The sequence below is a fragment of the Pseudomonas fluorescens genome (assembly GCF_902497995.1).
Lineage (GTDB): Bacteria > Pseudomonadota > Gammaproteobacteria > Pseudomonadales > Pseudomonadaceae > Aquipseudomonas > Aquipseudomonas fluorescens_BK.
Genome location: NZ_CABVII010000006.1, coordinates 198,492 through 216,592, shown reverse-complemented (window position 1 = coordinate 216,592; position 18,101 = coordinate 198,492). Strand labels below are relative to the sequence as shown.

General features: G+C 57.7%; 17 protein-coding genes. 8 read left to right on the top strand and 9 right to left on the bottom strand.

Features of this window, described 5'->3' with window-relative positions; genetic code table 11:
• Positions 1-119 precede the first annotated feature (119 nt).
• The 4 genes from sutA to glnK all read right to left on the bottom strand — a co-directional run bounded on the left by sutA (position 120) and on the right by glnK (position 2,895).
• A complete protein-coding gene (gene sutA, locus F8N80_RS09690) occupies positions 120-443 on the bottom strand; it encodes a transcriptional regulator SutA (RefSeq protein WP_090178135.1) in 324 nt (107 codons plus the stop codon).
• Between the two features lie 101 nt (positions 444-544).
• Positions 545-970, bottom strand: a complete 426-nt coding sequence (locus F8N80_RS09685; protein WP_150748693.1) for a secondary thiamine-phosphate synthase enzyme YjbQ — start codon at positions 968-970, stop codon at positions 545-547.
• 213 nt (positions 971-1,183) lie between these two features.
• Positions 1,184-2,521, bottom strand: coding sequence for an ammonium transporter (locus F8N80_RS09680; protein WP_150783762.1), 1,338 nt, complete (start codon positions 2,519-2,521; stop codon positions 1,184-1,186).
• Between the two features lie 35 nt (positions 2,522-2,556).
• Positions 2,557-2,895, bottom strand: a complete 339-nt coding sequence (glnK, locus tag F8N80_RS09675; RefSeq protein ID WP_002555808.1) for a P-II family nitrogen regulator — start codon at positions 2,893-2,895, stop codon at positions 2,557-2,559.
• 414 nt (positions 2,896-3,309) lie between these two features.
• Here glnK and F8N80_RS09670 point away from each other — a divergent pair, with 414 nt between their 5' ends.
• The 4 genes from F8N80_RS09670 (at position 3,310) to F8N80_RS09660 (ending at position 5,590) form a co-directional block, all read left to right on the top strand.
• A complete protein-coding gene (locus F8N80_RS09670) occupies positions 3,310-3,570 on the top strand; it encodes an accessory factor UbiK family protein (RefSeq protein ID WP_150748691.1) in 261 nt (86 codons plus the stop codon).
• Between the two features lie 452 nt (positions 3,571-4,022).
• Entirely contained in the window at positions 4,023-4,544 is a 522-nt protein-coding gene (locus F8N80_RS09665) for a BRO-N domain-containing protein (RefSeq protein WP_150783761.1), read from the top strand.
• A 209-nt stretch (positions 4,545-4,753) separates the two neighbouring features.
• On the top strand, positions 4,754-4,924 hold the full coding sequence (locus F8N80_RS31150; RefSeq protein ID WP_191632892.1) for a hypothetical protein: 171 nt from the start codon (positions 4,754-4,756) through the stop codon (positions 4,922-4,924).
• A gap of 201 nt (positions 4,925-5,125) precedes the next feature.
• Positions 5,126-5,590 (top strand): hypothetical protein, encoded by a 465-nt coding sequence (locus F8N80_RS09660; protein WP_150783760.1) that lies wholly within the window; start codon positions 5,126-5,128, stop codon positions 5,588-5,590.
• 482 nt (positions 5,591-6,072) lie between these two features.
• Here F8N80_RS09660 and F8N80_RS09655 read toward each other — a convergent pair whose 3' ends face one another.
• Together F8N80_RS09655 and F8N80_RS09650 are read right to left on the bottom strand one after the other, a co-directional pair.
• Positions 6,073-6,927 (bottom strand): DMT family transporter, encoded by an 855-nt coding sequence (locus tag F8N80_RS09655; protein WP_150783786.1) that lies wholly within the window; start codon positions 6,925-6,927, stop codon positions 6,073-6,075.
• A gap of 238 nt (positions 6,928-7,165) precedes the next feature.
• Positions 7,166-7,489 (bottom strand): HigA family addiction module antitoxin, encoded by a 324-nt coding sequence (locus tag F8N80_RS09650; RefSeq protein WP_150783759.1) that lies wholly within the window; start codon positions 7,487-7,489, stop codon positions 7,166-7,168.
• A gap of 648 nt (positions 7,490-8,137) precedes the next feature.
• Between F8N80_RS09650 and F8N80_RS31145 the strand changes: the two genes are divergently transcribed.
• The gene (locus tag F8N80_RS31145) at positions 8,138-8,308 is read left to right on the top strand and encodes a hypothetical protein (RefSeq protein WP_191632891.1); all 171 of its coding nucleotides are present in this window, start codon (positions 8,138-8,140) and stop codon (positions 8,306-8,308) included.
• A 178-nt stretch (positions 8,309-8,486) separates the two neighbouring features.
• On the top strand, positions 8,487-9,980 hold the full coding sequence (locus F8N80_RS09645) for a YifB family Mg chelatase-like AAA ATPase (RefSeq protein ID WP_150783758.1): 1,494 nt from the start codon (positions 8,487-8,489) through the stop codon (positions 9,978-9,980).
• A 101-nt stretch (positions 9,981-10,081) separates the two neighbouring features.
• Here F8N80_RS09645 and F8N80_RS09640 read toward each other — a convergent pair whose 3' ends face one another.
• Together F8N80_RS09640 and F8N80_RS09635 are read right to left on the bottom strand one after the other, a co-directional pair.
• Positions 10,082-11,296 carry an aldose 1-epimerase family protein gene (locus tag F8N80_RS09640; protein ID WP_150783757.1) on the bottom strand — a complete coding sequence of 405 codons (1,215 nt, stop codon included), beginning with the start codon at positions 11,294-11,296 and terminating at the stop codon, positions 10,082-10,084.
• Between the two features lie 204 nt (positions 11,297-11,500).
• The gene (locus F8N80_RS09635; protein WP_150783756.1) at positions 11,501-12,421 is read right to left on the bottom strand and encodes a LysR substrate-binding domain-containing protein; all 921 of its coding nucleotides are present in this window, start codon (positions 12,419-12,421) and stop codon (positions 11,501-11,503) included.
• 158 nt (positions 12,422-12,579) lie between these two features.
• Between F8N80_RS09635 and F8N80_RS09630 the strand changes: the two genes are divergently transcribed.
• Positions 12,580-13,968 carry a NorM family multidrug efflux MATE transporter gene (locus F8N80_RS09630; protein WP_150783755.1) on the top strand — a complete coding sequence of 463 codons (1,389 nt, stop codon included), beginning with the start codon at positions 12,580-12,582 and terminating at the stop codon, positions 13,966-13,968.
• A gap of 133 nt (positions 13,969-14,101) precedes the next feature.
• Here F8N80_RS09630 and F8N80_RS09625 read toward each other — a convergent pair whose 3' ends face one another.
• Positions 14,102-15,775: a putative bifunctional diguanylate cyclase/phosphodiesterase gene (locus F8N80_RS09625; protein WP_150745169.1), complete on the bottom strand. Its 1,674-nt coding sequence runs from the start codon at positions 15,773-15,775 to the stop codon at positions 14,102-14,104.
• 262 nt (positions 15,776-16,037) lie between these two features.
• Between F8N80_RS09625 and rep the strand changes: the two genes are divergently transcribed.
• The gene (gene rep / locus F8N80_RS09620; RefSeq protein ID WP_150783754.1) at positions 16,038-18,047 is read left to right on the top strand and encodes a DNA helicase Rep; all 2,010 of its coding nucleotides are present in this window, start codon (positions 16,038-16,040) and stop codon (positions 18,045-18,047) included.
• Positions 18,048-18,101 lie beyond the last annotated feature (54 nt).

Sequence of the window (18,101 nt, the reverse complement as noted above, 5' to 3'; positions counted from 1 at the left end):
GCACAACGAAAATCCTGTAGGAGCGAGGCTTGCCCGCGAAGCTTTTCGGCCTCTTTAATCTTCGCCCATGAAAAAGCCCGCAGCGACGGCGGGCTTTTCCAGCAAGCAAGGGCAAAGGCTCAGATAGGCCGGCTGCCGTACTTGTTGTCAGGCTTCTTGGGAGGATCGGCGACCACATTGGCCTCCACTTCCTGCACCTTGCCGCCCCGCGCCAGAAACTCCTCCATGGCCTTGGCCAGGGCATCGCGTTCCTTGTTCTTGGCTTCGACGCTCGGCAGCTCATCGACCGACACCGCAGCCTTGGCCTTGCCTTTGGCAGTCGGAACGGGCGTATCACCGCCGTCGTCTTCAGCGACGTCTTCTGCCGCCGCTTCAAGGCCTTCTTCGGTTTCGTCGTCGTCGCCTACTTCGAGGTCGTCGTTTTCCAGATCATCGTCGCTCATGTTCTACCTCATGACTTGCGAAAAGCAGATTAGTTATAGCCCAGCTTCGCCGTCTGTCGATGGCTGCCGGAAAAATTCAACCGCCGTTGATGACCAACGGCTTATGCCTCTTCACCGTGCACGGTGGCGAGGACTTTACGAGCACCGCCATGATCACGGTGCTCGCCCAGATAAACGCCTTGCCAGGTCCCCAGCGCCAATCGGCCTGCCTGAATCGGCAAACTGAGCTGACAGCCAAGCACGCTGGCCTTGAAGTGCGCCGGGAGGTCGTCCAGGCCTTCGTCGTTATGCTCATAGCCGTCCGTTCCTTGTGGGATCAGACGATTGAAAAATCGTTCGAAGTCGCGACGTACCGCCGGATCGGCGTTCTCGTTGATGGTCAACGACGCCGAGGTATGCTGTAGCCACAAATGCAACAGACCGACCCGACATGCCTTGATTTCAGGCAGGCCGGCGAGTAACTCGTCCGTTACCAGATGAAAGCCCCGGGGCCTCGCCCGCAAGGTAATCAGAGTCTGTTGCCACATACAGTTCTCCGCACGTTCGGGGCGCATTCTAGCGCGCTCTGGGAAAAAACAAAGGCCCTAATATTCCTTCAATCATGTAAGCCATTGGCCGCACAAAAACGCCCTCGGGAAACGCCACTGAACGGGTACGAAAAAACCTTTCAGCAGTTGCTTCACTGACAAACTCCAGACAAAAAAATGCCCGGCAAGCCGGGCACATTTTTATGCGCGTTCTTACAAGTTGTAGCCGCGCTCGTTGTGAAGTGCCAGGTCGATGCCGACTGCCTCTTCTTCTTCGGTGATACGCAGACCCATGACGGCGTCCAGGACCTTGAGGATGATGAAGGTGACGATCGCGGTGTAGATCACGGTGAAACCCACGCCCTTGAGCTGGATCCAGACCTGTGCACCAATATCGGTAACGGTGCCGAAACCACCCAGGGCCGGAGCGGCGAATACACCGGTCAGGATCGCGCCGAGGATACCGCCGATGCCGTGCACGCCGAAGGCGTCCAGGGAATCGTCATAGCCCAGTTTGCGTTTCAGGGTGGTGGCGCAGAAGAAGCACACCACGCCCGCTGCCAGACCGATCACCAGCGCGCCCATCGGGCCCACGGTGCCTGCGGCCGGAGTAATCGCGACCAGACCCGCTACCACACCCGAGGCGATGCCCAGTGCGCTTGGTTTGCCGTGGGTGACCCACTCGGCGAACATCCAGCCCAGTGCCGCAGCGGCGGTTGCGATCTGGGTGACCAGCATCGCCATGCCGGCAGTGCCGTTGGCCGCCGCAGCGGAACCGGCGTTGAAGCCGAACCAGCCGACCCACAGCATCGCAGCGCCCATCAGCGTATAACCGAGGTTATGCGGCGCCATCGGGGTGGTCGGGAAGCCTTTGCGCTTGCCCAGTACCAGGCAGCAGATCAGACCGGCCACACCGGCGTTGATGTGCACCACGGTACCGCCCGCGAAGTCGAGCACGCCCCAGTCCCACATCAGGCCGCCGTTGCCGGACCAGACCATGTGCGCGATCGGTGCATACACCAGGGTGAACCAGATGCCCATGAAGATCAGCATGGCGGAGAACTTCATCCGCTCGGCGAAGGCACCGACGATCAGCGCAGGGGTGATGATGGCGAAGGTCATCTGGAAGGTGATGAACACGGCCTCAGGGAACAGTGCCGCAGGACCGGTCAGGCTCGAAGGCGTGACACCGGCAAGGAATGCCTTGCCCATGCCGCCGAAGAACGAGTTGAAGTTGACGACGCCCTGCTCCATGCCGGTGGTGTCGAACGCGATGCTGTAGCCATAAATGACCCACAGGACGCTGATCAGACCGGTAATGGCGAAGCACTGCATCATCACGGAAAGAATGTTTTTCGACCGGACCATGCCGCCGTAGAACAGCGCGAGGCCGGGAATGGTCATGAACAGCACGAGGGCTGTCGAGGTCAGCATCCAGGCAGTGTCACCCGAATTGAGGACTGGGGCCGCCACTTCGTCTGCCGCCATGACCAGGCTGGGCATTACGAGGGACAACAGGGCTCCTAGCCCTGCGAATTTACGCAGAGTCATATTGTTTTCTCCTGGGGCGTTGGGTGTGTGGCGGCTTAGATCGCGTCGGTATCGGTTTCGCCGGTACGGATGCGAATCGCCTGTTCCAGATTGACCACGAAGATCTTGCCGTCACCGATCTTGCCGGTGTTGGCCGCCTTGGTTATCGCCTCGATAACCCGATCCAGATCCTTGTCGTCAATGGCGACATCGATTTTCACCTTGGGCAGAAAATCGACCACGTATTCCGCGCCGCGATACAGCTCGGTGTGACCCTTCTGCCGCCCGAAGCCTTTGACTTCAGTAACGGTAATACCCTGCACGCCGATCTCGGACAGCGACTCGCGCACGTCGTCCAGTTTGAACGGCTTGATGATGGCAGTGACTAGCTTCATGAAAACTCTCTCCCGAATTGGTGGACTTGCCCCAGGAAAACAAACCCGACTCAAGTCTAAGCGCAGTGCCTGGCTTTGTAACGCATCGTCGGCCTTACCTGCCCGTCCGACGCCAGCTAACCGCTCCTCACGAAACTCCCCGTTCCGCTTGGCGCACTGCATTCGTCACAGCGACTGCATCAGTGCATGGGTCACTACCGCCTAAGCAGAAAGCTTGCCATCTCCACAAAAACCCATGAATTCAATGGCTTGATCGCAACCCGCTGACCCTGCGCCAGAATGGCCCGAGGATTACGCACAACAACAGTGCGCTGCCGTCCGTCCCCATGCGCGAAAAGCGTGCATCCCTGCGGTCGGAATTGACTATAGACACTGCGTGATACACTGCTCGCCATTGTTTCCAGGACCTTTCCCATGCTCGCGCCCAAAGACTTCCTCGACGCCCTGACCGGCACCGCCTCCCGGCTCTTCAGCGGCGACACTCCGCTGCCGAAAAACGAAATCGAAAGCCAGTTCAAGGCTTTGCTGCAAAGCGGCTTCAGCAAACTGGATCTGGTGAGTCGGGAAGAGTTCGATAGCCAGATGGTAGTGCTGGCACGGACCCGGGCACGGCTGGAGAGCCTCGAGGCGAAAGTGGCCGAGCTGGAAGCCAAGCTCAACCCGCCAACCGAATAACCCCACAATCCCTGTGGGAGCGGGCTTGCCCGCGAATAGGGTCACCTCGGTCTTCCGCCACCCCACACTGGCTGGACCACCCCAGTAGGACCTGCCGAAGGTTAGAGCCGCGTTCGGACGATCTCTTGATCTCACGCCCCGCAAACATCTCAGCAACGTCCTACAAACATCACCACCGCCGTCCGATTGCGCCGCGAAGCCCAGGTTCCTAAGCTCACCCAATGCTGAATGTTCAGCACTGGGTTTGGCGACCCGGAAAGCCCCGACGCACCGTGACCACGTTCGAACCAGGAAATTATCCTCATCTCGAATTATGGCGGCTTTGCGTGGGAGACCTTAGGGTCTGCCGGTTTTCGGGGTTCACCGGTTCGCCAACCCGCGCATAGCTGCCACCCTTTTCGTTTGGCGACGATCAGAGGCAGTTTTCTTCATTCGAATCCGAGAACTGCACGATGGACGAAAACTACCTAACCCCCCACATCTTCACCCGTCACAAACTCCCCCTCCACGCCCTCCTCCTGCAAAACCAACCCTGGTTCAGCGCCCGCGACCTCGGCCGACTGCTCCGTCTCTTCCTCGACGAACGCACCCTCCGAAAACTCGACCCCGACCAACGCCAAACCGCAAAAATACTCACCCACGGCCGCATCGAAAACACCCTTCTGATCAGCGAATCCGGCGTCTACGCGCTACTGGTCTATCACTACTGCCCCGAATACCGAGCCCTGCGCGAATGGCTGACCCACGAAGTAGTGCCAGCCCTCAGAGACGCCCAGCAACCCGCCTCAACCGAACGCCCGATTCTGAGCCGGCTGAATTGGCCGCAGATGTCATTGAGTTTGCTGCACTGGAACAACCAGCCGTGGATTCGGCTGCAGGATGTTCCGCACGTAATTCCTGAAGAAGAACAACCACGACGCGCAGTCAGTGCTCCATGGTGGAAACGAGCTTCACGGATGCTGCAATCGCTCTGACCTTTAGCCGTTCAATCATGCTCGATTGGAATGTAAGCAAATCATAGGTCGATTGCAGAGTCCGGCGTCCTTCATCGATCTAGGCACGGTCCTACAACTAGCAGCTCCATGGCCTGATTTACCAATACGCACCCGTTCCTTTACGCTTTTCGCCTTGATATTCAATGACGCAAGCAATGAGAAGAAAATGCCACTCGCACGAGGTGTGTATGAGCCAAAAAAAACGAAAGGCAAAACTGTTACAAATTGCAGAGTTTCACGCCGAAGCGCTTCGGCTGGCCGGAAGTATATCGGCCAATCAACGCCGCTTTTTTAAAGTCGCTGCCGAGCACGGCAAAGAACTTGAGCCAATTGGTTTACTGGCCGGTAAAAGAAACTGAACCTTGTTGGTGAGTCGTGTGCCCGGGCTGGTATCAACACTGGCAGAAAGCGAGGCGCTGGACGTCGCGACAATTCAACCAGTCGTCAGTCGTGTGCCGTTGAGCCATTGAGCCATTGGCGACAGTGAGCGTTTCGCCAACCCATCACTCCGCCTCAGGACCGGCGCTATACAACCGGTCATTCTGGCTCTGGATTTGTTCTTGTCTGAACTGCTCAAACGTAAAGAAAACGCGTTAGTACCACACCCAGATGGCGGTTTTAGCTTTGGCACCATTCCCGACATGCCGAAATTCGGCTTGCCGGGAGGGGAGATTTATCTGCGTGTAGGTGTTCATCGCCGAGTGAACAGCGGTTTTGGCGTAATACACGTGTGGGAAGCCCATAAGGCCGACTTACTCAAGCATGGCTGTCAGACGATCGACGGGGTAGCAGCTCTTCTGTCGAAAATGATCGTTCCGGGAGCGCAGATCTACTGCGAGTTCAAAGAACAGCGCGGCGGAAATCGGATCGCAGTATTGAGGACATCCATGGGAACACTGATCCTAGAGCCGAGACACGAACGCGTCACTGGCTTTGGTTATTACGTAGTGACTTGGTATCCGCAAAAGCGTGCACATGGAACGCTAGTCGGACAGATACCACGAGTAATACCGAATCAGAAATAAAAAAAAGGCGTCCAACGGACGCCTTTTAGATAATTTTGAGGAGTAGTCGCAGCGATTCTTTAGCTCCCAGCCTTGCGACCTTGGGTTCAGAATCCGACAGGCGAGCCCGTCGTCACTACTTCAGAGAAACCAGCTTTCTCTGCTGCCAAAAATGCGGGGGGGCCTTAGCTGGTGCCCAGTCCCGACGAATGCGCAGTTGCAGTCCTCAAAAATGATGATCCGTTAATGCCAACCTCTAGTCAATATTTCAAGTGTAAATCTTCCTTGAAACGCCCCATTTCGGAGCTTGCCAATCCACCACCCAGTGCCACTGACTGGCCAGCAATACGGAGGACAAATGGAGTTGAGTCCCGAGCAGCTTCAGGTGGTGGTAGTCGGTCTTCCTTGGCAGCGTGTTGGGTCTGACAGAGCAATCCGTATGCTTTAAAGGAAATGCCATACATATAACAATCAGCATTTTTGGACAGAATCGGCGCTAAGACTCAGTGAAACAAATGTAGAATTATCGCACCCACCAGAACCAGGATGATGCCTACCACCTGTATGATGCCAAGACGCTCTTTAAAGAAAAAATAACCCAACACGGCCGCTATCCCACCTGACAATGTGCTGATTACTGTCACTACCGATACAGAACCGCTGATCGCGCCGAACGAAAACGCCGAGAAACCGCCCAAGTTTAATAAGCTAGCACTCGTCAAGGTACCGAAACTTTTCGCAGAAGGTAATTTCACGCCAGCATCGACTTTCAGCACCAGAAAGAACAAAATGAAAAGACCAACCGCGTAGCCAAGCCACAACATGGTAATTGGCCCGAGTAAGGGAAGGGTATATTTCCCCTGAACCCAGAAACTTGCACCATACAAAAGCGCGGCAAGCAGACCATACACTATTGAAACCTTGTTTTTACGTTTAACAGTACCGTCGGCGTTGCTATGCGCACTGGTCAGAAGTACTCCAACAACGCACACGGCTATTCCGGCTAACTGTGTGAGCACAATAATATCCCCACTGACCCACGCTAGCGCCGTGGTAAATACGCCATACGACGTTACAAGTGGTGCAACAATTGCTGCCTTACCTAATGCAAAAGCTTTTGATAGAGCCAAGGCGCCGGCAACCGTTAACACAGCAGCGATGCCTCCCAAAATCCAGACTTCCGCTGGAGCCGACAAAGACTTGGCAAGATAGGCCGGGTATAGGAGCAGAAGAGCACTCATCAAGATAAAACCTAATGCCTGACCGAAAAACACGGCTCTTTTTACCCCGACAGCACGTGCGTTTAATCCTACAAGAAAGTCTGTTCCGCCCCAAAATAATGCAGCAATCAAGCCCATCAATATGTCCAAAGCCACCGCCTTTAATATTGGATCCATTTTATTTTGTCGCAAAATAAACTGACTCCAACAAAAAAGTCAAACCTTGGATTTTTTCCATACTCATATTTACTGCACTTGTAGACTTGTAGGATTTCTTCACCAAAATAATCAATGATAATTAATATTGGATAATTAGTCGTGGATTCGACTGAAAGACGTGCCGCACGCACTAATCGTGAGGAGCCAAGATACTCAATCAATACGTCGTGGTGAAATTGAGCTTAGGGAATGCTGCGATCGCTTTGCCTCTAACCGTCCAACCACGTTCTATCTGGAATGTACGAAAATCATAGGCTGACTGCAGATTAAGCCAGAATTCGGGTGTGGTCTTCAGATGCATGGATAGCTTCTTCGCCAGACCATCACTGACTCCACTCTGCCGCCTTACAACGTCGTTCACTTCAGCCACAGGCTCGTTCAGCGAGCTAGCCAAAGCCGCCGTTGTAATGCCCAGCGGCTTCATAAACTCCTCGCTGAGAATTTCACCAGGATGAATCGGGCGCATTCCAATCCGGACCATTTTCACCTCCTACAAGACGCATTTATCCGTGATCATAAGCAGCAATTGTCAGCAGGCAAGCCCATCCTCGCTCTTTCACCGGGTTCCTTCATCTATTTAGGAACGGTCCTACAAAAACAGCTCCATGGCCTGATTGATAGCACGTGCTCTTTACGCTTTTTTCGCCTTGAAACTCGGGTGCAATGTATTCAGGGCTGGTAGTCGCAGCGCTCGCTTAGCACGTCCGAGAAACGTATCTCGAAAGGGGTCGAAAGCCAACCATTGTTACCGGTTGCCGCTACCACAGGATCCACGAATCCTGCACATCCACAGTATTGAGGCAATATCGTAGTGAACCTCAACACCCCTGCTCTATAAGAGCCCTTGATTGAATTCTATCAATTGCAGACGGAGTAGGTCCATCAACGATACCGGCTTTTCTGGACCTACGTAAAAGCGGAAACAACACTAGGAAATTTCCCGCTGGCCAACTGAGGCATCTTTCAGTTACGTAAGTATGTTCCTACAAAGTCTGTCCCCCTCGCCTGATTACGTAATCCCAGCTTCCTCATCTATCTTCTGCAGTCAGATCCAAACAGAAAAAAACGATGAGAAGAAAAGGGAAAGCAACTGATCATCAAACAAAGCAAACTATCGCACGAGGTGCGTATGAACCAAAAAAAGCGAATAACAAGGGTGCTCCAAATTGTTGAATTTCACGCCGAAGCGTTTCGGTTAGCTGGAAAAGTTTCAGCCAATCAACGGCACTTTCTTGAAGTAGCCGCAACGCATGGTAGAAAACTCGAACAAAGTGGCCTTCTGGCGGGCGGAAAATCCTGAATTCTGCTGGTTGAACGAACCACCATATCCTCAACACAGTTTTTTGACCGGCAATTCCGGAAAAACTAGTCGCAACATCCAGTGAAAACTTCCTCCGGCTCCTCCCGCCAAATACTCCATACCGGACTACCCTTGAAAACACCGCAGGAAGCGGCCCCCGTCATATCAAGGAACGACCATGTCTTTGTCCATCGTCCACAGCCGCGCCCAGATTGGCGTGGATGCACCCGCCGTCACCGTGGAAGTCCATCTGGCCAACGGTTTGCCATCCCTGACGATGGTCGGCTTGCCCGAAACAGCCGTAAGGGAAAGCAAGGACCGCGTGCGCAGTGCGATCATCAATTCGGGCCTGCAATTTCCGGCGCGGCGCATCACGTTGAATCTCGCTCCCGCTGATCTGCCTAAGGATGGCGGCCGATTTGATCTGGCGATTGCCTTGGGGATTCTGTCGGCCAGTGTTCAGGTGCCGACGCTCACCCTGGACGATGTGGAATGCCTTGGGGAATTGGCGCTGTCCGGTGCAGTGCGGGCGGTTCGCGGTGTGCTGCCGGCGGCACTGGCAGCGCGCAAGGCCGGGCGGACATTAGTGGTGCCGCGAGCTAACGCCGAAGAGGCGTGCCTGGCGTCGGGGTTGAAGGTGATTGCGGTGGACCATCTGCTGGAAGCGGTCGCGCATTTCAATGGTCATATGCCCATCGAGCCTTACGTTTCGGATGGCTTGATGCATGCCAGTAAACCCTATCCCGATTTGAACGAGGTGCAGGGCCAACTCGCGGCCAAGCGTGCATTGCTGATTGCGGCGGCGGGCGCGCATAACCTGCTGTTCAGCGGGCCTCCGGGAACGGGGAAAACACTGTTGGCGAGTCGTCTGCCGGGGCTGTTGCCGCCATTGGCAGAAAGCGAGGCGCTGGAAGTCGCGGCGATTCAATCGGTCGCCAGTTGTGTGCCGTTGAGCCATTGGCCGCAGCGACCGTTTCGCCAACCCCATCACTCCGCCTCCGGGCCGGCACTGGTGGGCGGAGGCTCGAAACCTCAACCCGGCGAAATCACCCTCGCCCACCACGGCGTGCTGTTCCTCGATGAACTCCCGGAGTTTGATCGCAAGGTATTGGAGGTACTGAGGGAGCCACTGGAATCCGGCCACATCGTGATCTCCCGCGCCAGGGACCGCGTACGCTTCCCGGCGCGCTTCCAACTGGTCGCCGCGATGAATCCTTGCCCCTGTGGATACCTTGGCGAGCCTAGTGGCCGATGTTCCTGCACACCGGACATGGTCCAGCGATATCGCAACAAACTGTCTGGGCCGCTGCTGGATCGCATCGACCTGCACCTGACAGTCGCCCGCGAAACTACGGCGTTGAATCCCGCGACTAAACCCGGTGACAGTACGGCCGCTGCCGCGGTGCTGGTAGCCAACGCACGAGAACGGCAACAGAAACGCCAAGGTTGTGCGAACGCCTTCCTTGATCTGCCGGGCCTGCGCAAACACTGCAAGCTATCCACAGCCGATGAAAACTGGCTGGAAACCGCTTGCGAGCGTTTGACCTTGTCCTTGCGAGCCGCCCACCGGCTGCTCAAGGTAGCGCGCACATTGGCGGACCTTGAGCAACTCGATGGCATTCGACGCGAACATTTGGCTGAGGCGCTTCAATACAGGCCGTCGAACCCATAGTCGTATAAACGTTTTTTCTGGAAAACCTCATTTCGTAAGCGTTTTTTTGCAGAGATAAGGCTTGTTGTTGAAATTCACCTGATTCTAAGCGCCACTCAATGTCATCCCTTAGTGAGATCCACCAACGGTACTTGCCGCACCTCAGTTTCCCGCCCGGCCTGAATGTCGCTCACCCGCTTCAGCGCCTGATCCACGGCGCCCTTGTCCGCCAACAAGCTGTAGCTGATCAGGAACTGCTTCTGCTCCTTCGGCCCAATCGTCGGCACCAGGCCCAGTGGCCGCTGGTACCGGCGGTTGTAGGAAAAGCTCGTCCCCGGCTCAAGACCCGTGACATAGCCCTGCCCTTGGGTATCGGTGTTTTTCCACAGGGAGAACACGGGCAGTGTTTGAGTGTTGAAGCCGACCGAGACACCCAGGCTGCCCGCCTTGTTATGCAGCACGGTCAGCGTATCGCCCTTGGCGTCGGCATAAGGCACCACGTTGTAAACCGTTTCGTCGTAGTCCTTGGTGGGTGCGCGGTAGGTTTGCCAGTCCGGCAGATCACCCTTGGCTTTGTCGTTGAACGGCGATACCTGTTTCACCGGCGCGACAAAGCGGGCGCCCTGCTCGAGGAATGGGGTGCTGAAGTTGCTGTGGTACAGCGCCTGGTATTCCTTCGAATAGTCGCCGTTATTGGTCAGGGTGTCATTGAGGCTGAAGCTCACACTGCCGGGTTCGGTGACGAGTTCGGTCGCGACAGAGAAGTCGACTTTCTTGAACGCCTGCTCTTTCAGCTCGCCGCGCAGGCTGATGGTGTAAGGCGGTTTTTCGTCGATGTGCAGGGTGACTTTATTGGCCGGGATGTTGGCGGCGCGACCGTGGAGGGTCAGCAGCTCGCCATTGTCGATGCCGGGGTGGCCGACCCATTCGTAGCCGCAGCGGGTGACCAGTTCGTTGAAGCCTTCCAGCCAGCCAAGGCCACCGCGACCGTTAAGTTCGATGAAGGCTGGATTGACTACCTCTTTGACCGGCGAATCCCAACCCATGCGTACAGTGCCGACCGAGGCCTGCAAGACGTTCATCCCTCGTGTCGGCACCACCGAAAGTTTCATGGTGCCGTTATCGATGTCGACGACGCTGACGCCTTCCTGCCGACCGCCGTGCAAGGTGCGCAAGGTCACAGAGAAGGGTTTATCGGTTTTTACCCCGAGTTGCTGGCTGGTGATTTGCCAGTTCTGGGCGGCCTTGTCGGTGTCGAGCAGGACGTAGTCCCAGGCCATCACGTGGGAGGCGGCGGACAGTGCGCCGAGGCTAATGAGGAGTTTGAGCGGAGTCATGGCAGCAGCCTTTCTTGGAGTTGTGCCATTTTTATAGACCTGCTGAAACGATTCATCAAGCCCTACACACAAGATTAAGAACGCCTGTCGATTCGAAGCTTTGAGTTAACCCAGAACGTTGAGGCGATCCCATCGCGAGCAAGCTCCCACAGGGAGGGAATTTGCGGTGAGCTCAAGATGTGTGACCACCAAAACCGCATCGATTCAGCTCAGACGCTCCACCTCCGGTAACTCCATCGCCCGTACTTCGCCCTGCAGGAAATCGCTGAGCCGACGCATACGCTCACCCCCAGGGCGTGTTTTCGGCCAGACCAGGTAATATTTCTCACCGCTGGCGACGGCCGTCGGCCACGGCAGGCTCAGCCGTCCCTGGGCAACGTCCTCCGCCACCATCAGCAGATCACCCATGGATACGCCGTACCCGCGGGCGGCGGCGATCATGCCCAGCTCCAGCGTGTCGAACACCTGCCCGCCCTTGAGCGACACCTGATCGGTCAGGCCCATGCGCTCCAGCCAATTGCGCCAGTCACGACGATCCGGTGTCGGGTGCAGCAGTTCGGCATTGGCCAGGCGCGCTAGGTCCCACGGTTGATCGTTCAGAAGATTCGGCGCACCGACCGGGATCAGCTCCTCCGGGAACAGGAAGCTGGCCTCCCAGTCCGGAGGAAAATTCCCGTTGCTGAGGATGACGGCGCAGTCGAACGGTTCATGATTGAAGTCCACCGAGTCGATGTCCATCCAGGCGCTGGTCAGTTGCACCTCGTTACCCGATTGCAGATGCCGGAATCGGCTGAGCCGCGCCAGCAGCCAACGCATGGTCAGGGTGGACGGGGCTTTCATGCGCAGGATGTCATCTTCGGCACGCAGTGTGTGGCAAGCGCGCTCCAGTGCCGCGAACCCTTCGCGGATGCCGGGCAGGATCAGCCGCGCGGACTCGGTCAATTGCAGATTGCGTCCACTGCGATGGAACAGCCGGCAGGCGAAATGCTCTTCGAGCGTACGAATGTGCCGGCTGACCGCACTTTGAGTGATCGACAATTCTTCGGCGGCGCGGGTAAACGAGCTATGTCGCGCCGCTGCTTCGAATGCGCGAAGGGCATATAAGGGAGGAAGACGACGGGACATCAGGAAGACTCCTACAGCGTAATGAGATGAAGTTAACAGAAACTTCTTAGCATGAGTTTTAATCATGCCACCCATCCTTTTTATCCCTTTGTGAAAACCCAGCAAAGCGCCGAGAATCGACGCTTTCCTGCTTACTTTATCGATCGAGCGTGATGACCATGCAGCATCCAGCGCGCATTGAACTCTGGGCCATCCTGCGGCTGGCGGGGCCGTTGATTGCCTCGCAGTTGGCGCACATGCTGATGGTCCTCACCGACACCTTGATGATGGCGCGCCTGAGTCCCGAGGCACTCGCTGGCGGCGGCCTGGGTGCAGCCAGTTATTCGTTCGTGTCGATCTTCTGCATCGGCGTCATTGCGGCGGTCGGCACCCTGGTTGCGATCCGTCAGGGCGCCGGCGACATCGTCGGCGCGGCGCGGCTGACCCAGGCCGGCTTGTGGCTGGCGTGGTTGATGGCGCTGGTGGCGGGTGTGCTGCTGTGGAACCTCAAGCCGGTGCTGCTGCTGTTCGGCCAGACCGAAACCAACGTCGAGGCGGCCGGGCAGTTCCTGTTGGTCCTGCCGTTCGCCCTGCCCGGCTACCTGAGCTTCATGGCCCTGCGTGGTTTCACCAGCGCCATCGGCCGGGCGACGCCGGTGATGGTCATCAGCCTCGGCGGCACGGTGGCCAACTTCCTGCTCAATTATGCGTTGATCACCGGCATGTTCGGTTTGCCGAAAATGGGCCTGGTGGGCATCGGCCTCGTGACAGCGATCGTTGCCAACTTCATGGCGCTGGCGCTGGCGTTGCACATCCGTCGGCACCCGGCCTACGACGCTTATCCACTGCGCCAGGGCCTGTCGCGGCCCAACCGTCAGTATCTGAAGGAACTGTGGCGCCTCGGCCTGCCCATTGGCGGCACCTACGCGGTGGAAGTCGGATTGTTTGCCTTTGCGGCGCTGTGCATGGGCACCATGGGCAGTACGCAACTGGCGGCGCATCAGATTGCCCTGCAGATCGTCTCGGTGGCGTTCATGATTCCGGCGGGGCTTTCCTATGCGATCACCATGCGCATCGGCCAGCACTACGGTGCGGGGCAACTGTTGGGCGCGCGGCTGGCCGGACGGGTCGGAATTGTTTTCGGGGCGGCGGCGATGCTGGGCTTTGCGATGGTCTTCTGGCTGCTGCCGAATCAGTTGATCGGCCTGTTCCTGGACCACAACGACCCGGCATTCCGCGAGGTTATCAACCTGGCTGTGAGCCTGTTGGCGGTGGCGGCATGGTTCGAGCTGTTCGACGGCACGCAAACCATCGCCATGGGCTGCATTCGCGGGCTCAAGGATGCCAAGACCACGTTCCTGGTCGGGCTGGGCTGCTATTGGCTGATTGGGGCGCCAGCCGCGTGGTGGATGGCCTTCCATTTGGATGGGGGGCCGACTGGCGTCTGGTGGGGCCTGGCGCTGGGGCTGGCGTGCGCGGCGGTGAGCCTGACGCTGGCGTTTGAGTGGAAGATGAAGCGGATGATTCAGCGGGAGCCGGCGCCGCAGCAGCATTTAGAGATCGCATAGACCTGTAGGAGCGAGCGGTGCGGCGATCCGACTTGCCCGCGAAGGCCATTGCACGATGTATCAGGTACACCGCGTAACGGCCTTCGCGGGCAAGTCGGATCGCCGCACCGCTCGCTCCTACAAGGCGTTGTGTTTAGCTCACGCCTTCCAGCATCGGCTGCTGGTTGGCGCCAAACGTCAGATACTCAACCAACTCCACCAACGGCAACGGCTTGCTGATCAGATACCCCTGCACCTGATTGCACCCAAACCCACGCAACAGCTGCAGCTGCTCCGGCGTTTCCACACCCTCGGCGACCACTTCGAGATTGAGGTTGTGTGCCAGGTTGATCATCGCATGCACCAGTTTGCGATTCTCTTCACGCCGTTCCATGCCGCCGACAAAGCTCTTGTCGATCTTCAGCAAGGCAATCGGCAGGCTGTTGAGGTGCACGAACGAAGAGAATCCGGTGCCGAAGTCGTCCAGGGAGAAGCGTACGCCCAGGCGCCCCAGGGCATCCATGGTCTGTTTCACCAGATCACTGCGGCGCATGACCGCAGTTTCGGTCAGTTCGAACTCCAGCCACTGCGCCTCGACGCCGCGCTCGGCAATCAGCCGGCTCAGGGTCGACAGCAATTGGCTGTCCTGAAACTGCCGGAACGACAGGTTGATCGCCATGTGCAGCGCCGGCAAACCCCGTTCGCGCAGCGCCTGCATGTCGCGCAAGGCGCGGGAAATCACCCAGTAACCCAGCGGCACGATCAAACCGCTTTGCTCGGCCAGCGGCACGAACTCGCTCGGTGGCAGCAAGCCGCGTTCAGCATGCCGCCAGCGCACCAAGGCTTCGAGACCGACGATTTGCCCGTCCTCGAGGTTCAGCCGTGGTTGGTAGTGCAACTCCAGTTCATCGCGACGCAAGGCCCGGCGCAGCTCACTTTCCAGGTCAGCCATGCTGCGGGCATTGCGATTGATGCGTTCGTTGAAGATATGAAAGGTGCAGCCCTGTGTGCTCTTGGCCTGCTGCATGGCAATGTGCGCGTGCCACATCAGTGGGTCGGCACCGGCCTGGACCCGGGCGTGGGCAATACCGAGACTGGAACCGATCAACAGGCTTTCGCCGTCGATCCAATAGGGCTCGGCCAGCGCTTCGGTGATGCGCTCGGCCATCCACTCGGCGCGTTCGGGCGCGCGACGGGTGTCGATCAACAAGGCAAATTCATCGCTGCCCAACCGGGCCAGTTGATCGCCGACCTCGAGTTGGCTTTTGAGCCGAGCCACCACTTGCAGGATCAATCGGTCACCGGCCTGATGGCCGAGGGAGTCGTTGGCGTGACGGAAGTTGTCGAGGTCGAGGTGGCCGAGCGCCAGGCCGCGGCCTTCGTTTTCCGCCAGCCGCGCCGCCAGCAAGGTCTGGAACCCCTGACGGTTGGCGATGCCGGTCAGCGGGTCTTGCTCGGCCAGGCGCTGCAGCGTATTTTCCAGCACACCGCGCTCACGCACATGCCGCAGGCAACGGCGCAACATGCCCGGATCAAGCAGATCGCGCACCAACCAGTCACTCACACCATCGGGCGGCGACAGCGGCTCATGTTCGAGCAGCAATACCGTTGGCAGACTGCAACGACCCGGTAGAGGCTGAAGGGCCGGGATCGTCAATAACACCGCGCTGCGGTTGTCATCGAACAGACTGCTGACCGACTCCCAGCTAGGCGCGCTGATCAGCACTGCCGAGCTCCCCATCGGAGCCAGACACTCGCGCAACAACGCTGCCCACGCCGGCTCTTCCGCCAGTAGCAGCAAACGCAAGGGTTCGACAGGCGTAGACAAGCTGGCTCCCTAGACTCTGCAATGATGTAGGCGGCGGGCATTATGCAGCGCCGGTCACCAATGACCAAATGACATCGGTTGTCAAACGCGGCCTTGAATTCGAATGTCGAACATCAGGCGCAAACTCAGTGCGCATCCTGCGTGAAAGTAACAAAACCGGCAATTGAGGAAAGCGCGCTACGTCACAAGTCGGAGAGAGCAGCACAATTCGCTGAGCCTGTTAAAATGCCGGCCCATTTCGCAAACGACTCCCTGATTTCGTATGTCCCGACTCAATCCCCGGCAGCAAGAAGCCGTGAGCTACGTCGGCGGCCCTCTTTTGGTGCTCGCCGGCGCGGGCTCCGGCAAGACCAGCGTGATCACGCGCAAGATCGCGCACTTGATCCAGAACTGCGGCATCCGCGCCCAGTACATTGTCGCCATGACCTTTACCAACAAGGCCGCGCGCGAGATGAAGGAACGGGTCGGCACCCTGCTCAAGGGCGGCGAAGGCCGCGGCCTGACGGTGTGCACCTTTCACAACCTGGGCCTGAACATCATCCGCAAGGAACATGTTCGCCTGGGCTACAAGCCGGGGTTTTCGATCTTTGACGAGACCGACGTCAAAGCCTTGATGACCGACATCATGCAGAAGGAATACTCGGGCGACGACGGTGTCGACGAGATCAAGAACATGATCGGCTCCTGGAAAAACGACCTGATCCTGCCGCCCGAAGCCCTGGAAAATGCGCGCAACCCCAAGGAACAGACCGCCGCCATCGTTTATACCCATTATCAGCGCACGCTCAAGGCGTTCAACGCGGTGGACTTCGACGACCTGATCCTGCTGCCGGTAAAACTCTTCCAGGAACACGCCGACATCCTTGAAAAGTGGCAAAACAAAGTCCGCTACCTGCTGGTGGACGAATACCAGGACACCAACGCCAGCCAATATCTGCTGGTGAAGCTGCTGATCGGCACCCGTAACCAGTTCACCGTGGTCGGCGACGACGACCAGTCGATCTACGCCTGGCGCGGCGCCCGCCCGGAAAACCTGATGTTGCTCAAGGACGATTACCCGTCCCTGAAAGTCGTCATGCTCGAGCAGAACTACCGCTCCACCAGCCGCATCCTGCGCTGCGCCAACGTGCTGATCTCGAATAACCCACACGAATTCGAAAAGCAGCTGTGGAGCGAGATGGGCCACGGCGACGAGATCCGCGTGATCCGCTGCCGCAACGAAGACGCCGAAGCCGAGCGCGTGGCTGTGGAAATCCTCAGCCTGCACCTGCGTACCGACCGGCCGTACAGCGATTTCGCGATTCTGTATCGCGGTAACTACCAGGCCAAGTTGATCGAGCTGAAGCTGCAGCATCACCAGGTTCCTTATCGATTGTCCGGCGGCAACAGTTTTTTCGGACGCCAGGAAGTGAAAGACCTGATGGCTTACTTCCGCCTGATCGTGAACCCGGATGACGACAACGCCTTCCTGCGGGTGATCAACGTCCCACGCCGGGAGATCGGTTCGACCACGCTGGAAAAACTTGGCAATTACGCCACCGGGCGAAAAATCTCGATGTACGCCGCCACCGACGAAATCGGCCTGGGCGAACACCTGGATGCCCGTTTCACCGATCGCCTGTCGCGCTTCAAGCGCTTCATGGACAGGGTCCGCGAGCAGTGCGCCGGCGAAGACCCGATCTCGGCGCTGCGCAGCATGGTCATGGACATCGACTATGAGAATTGGCTGCGCACCAACAGCTCCAGCGACAAGGCCGCCGATTACCGCATGGGTAATGTGTGGTTCCTGATCGAGGCGTTGAAGAACACGCTGGAGAAAGACGAAGAAGGCGAGATGACCGTCGAAGACGCCATCGGCAAACTCGTACTGCGCGACATGCTGGAACGTCAGCAGGAAGAGGAAGACGGCGCCGAAGGTGTGCAGATGATGACCTTGCATGCCTCCAAGGGCCTGGAATTTCCCTACGTGTTCATCATGGGCATGGAAGAGGAAATTCTCCCGCACCGCTCCAGTATCGAAGCCGACACCATCGAGGAAGAACGCCGCCTGGCCTACGTCGGGATTACGCGTGCGCGTCAGACCCTGGCCTTCACCTTCGCCGCCAAGCGCAAGCAATACGGCGAGATCATCGACTGCGCACCAAGCCGTTTCCTCGACGAACTGCCGCCGGACGACCTGGCCTGGGAAGGCAACGATGACACCCCGACCGAAGTCAAAGCCGTGCGCGGCAATTCGGCATTGGCGGATATACGCGCGATGCTAAGGCGCTAGAATCGACTATTTTCAATCTACCTTCGGCGCCCGTAGCGCCAACAGAGGAAGCTA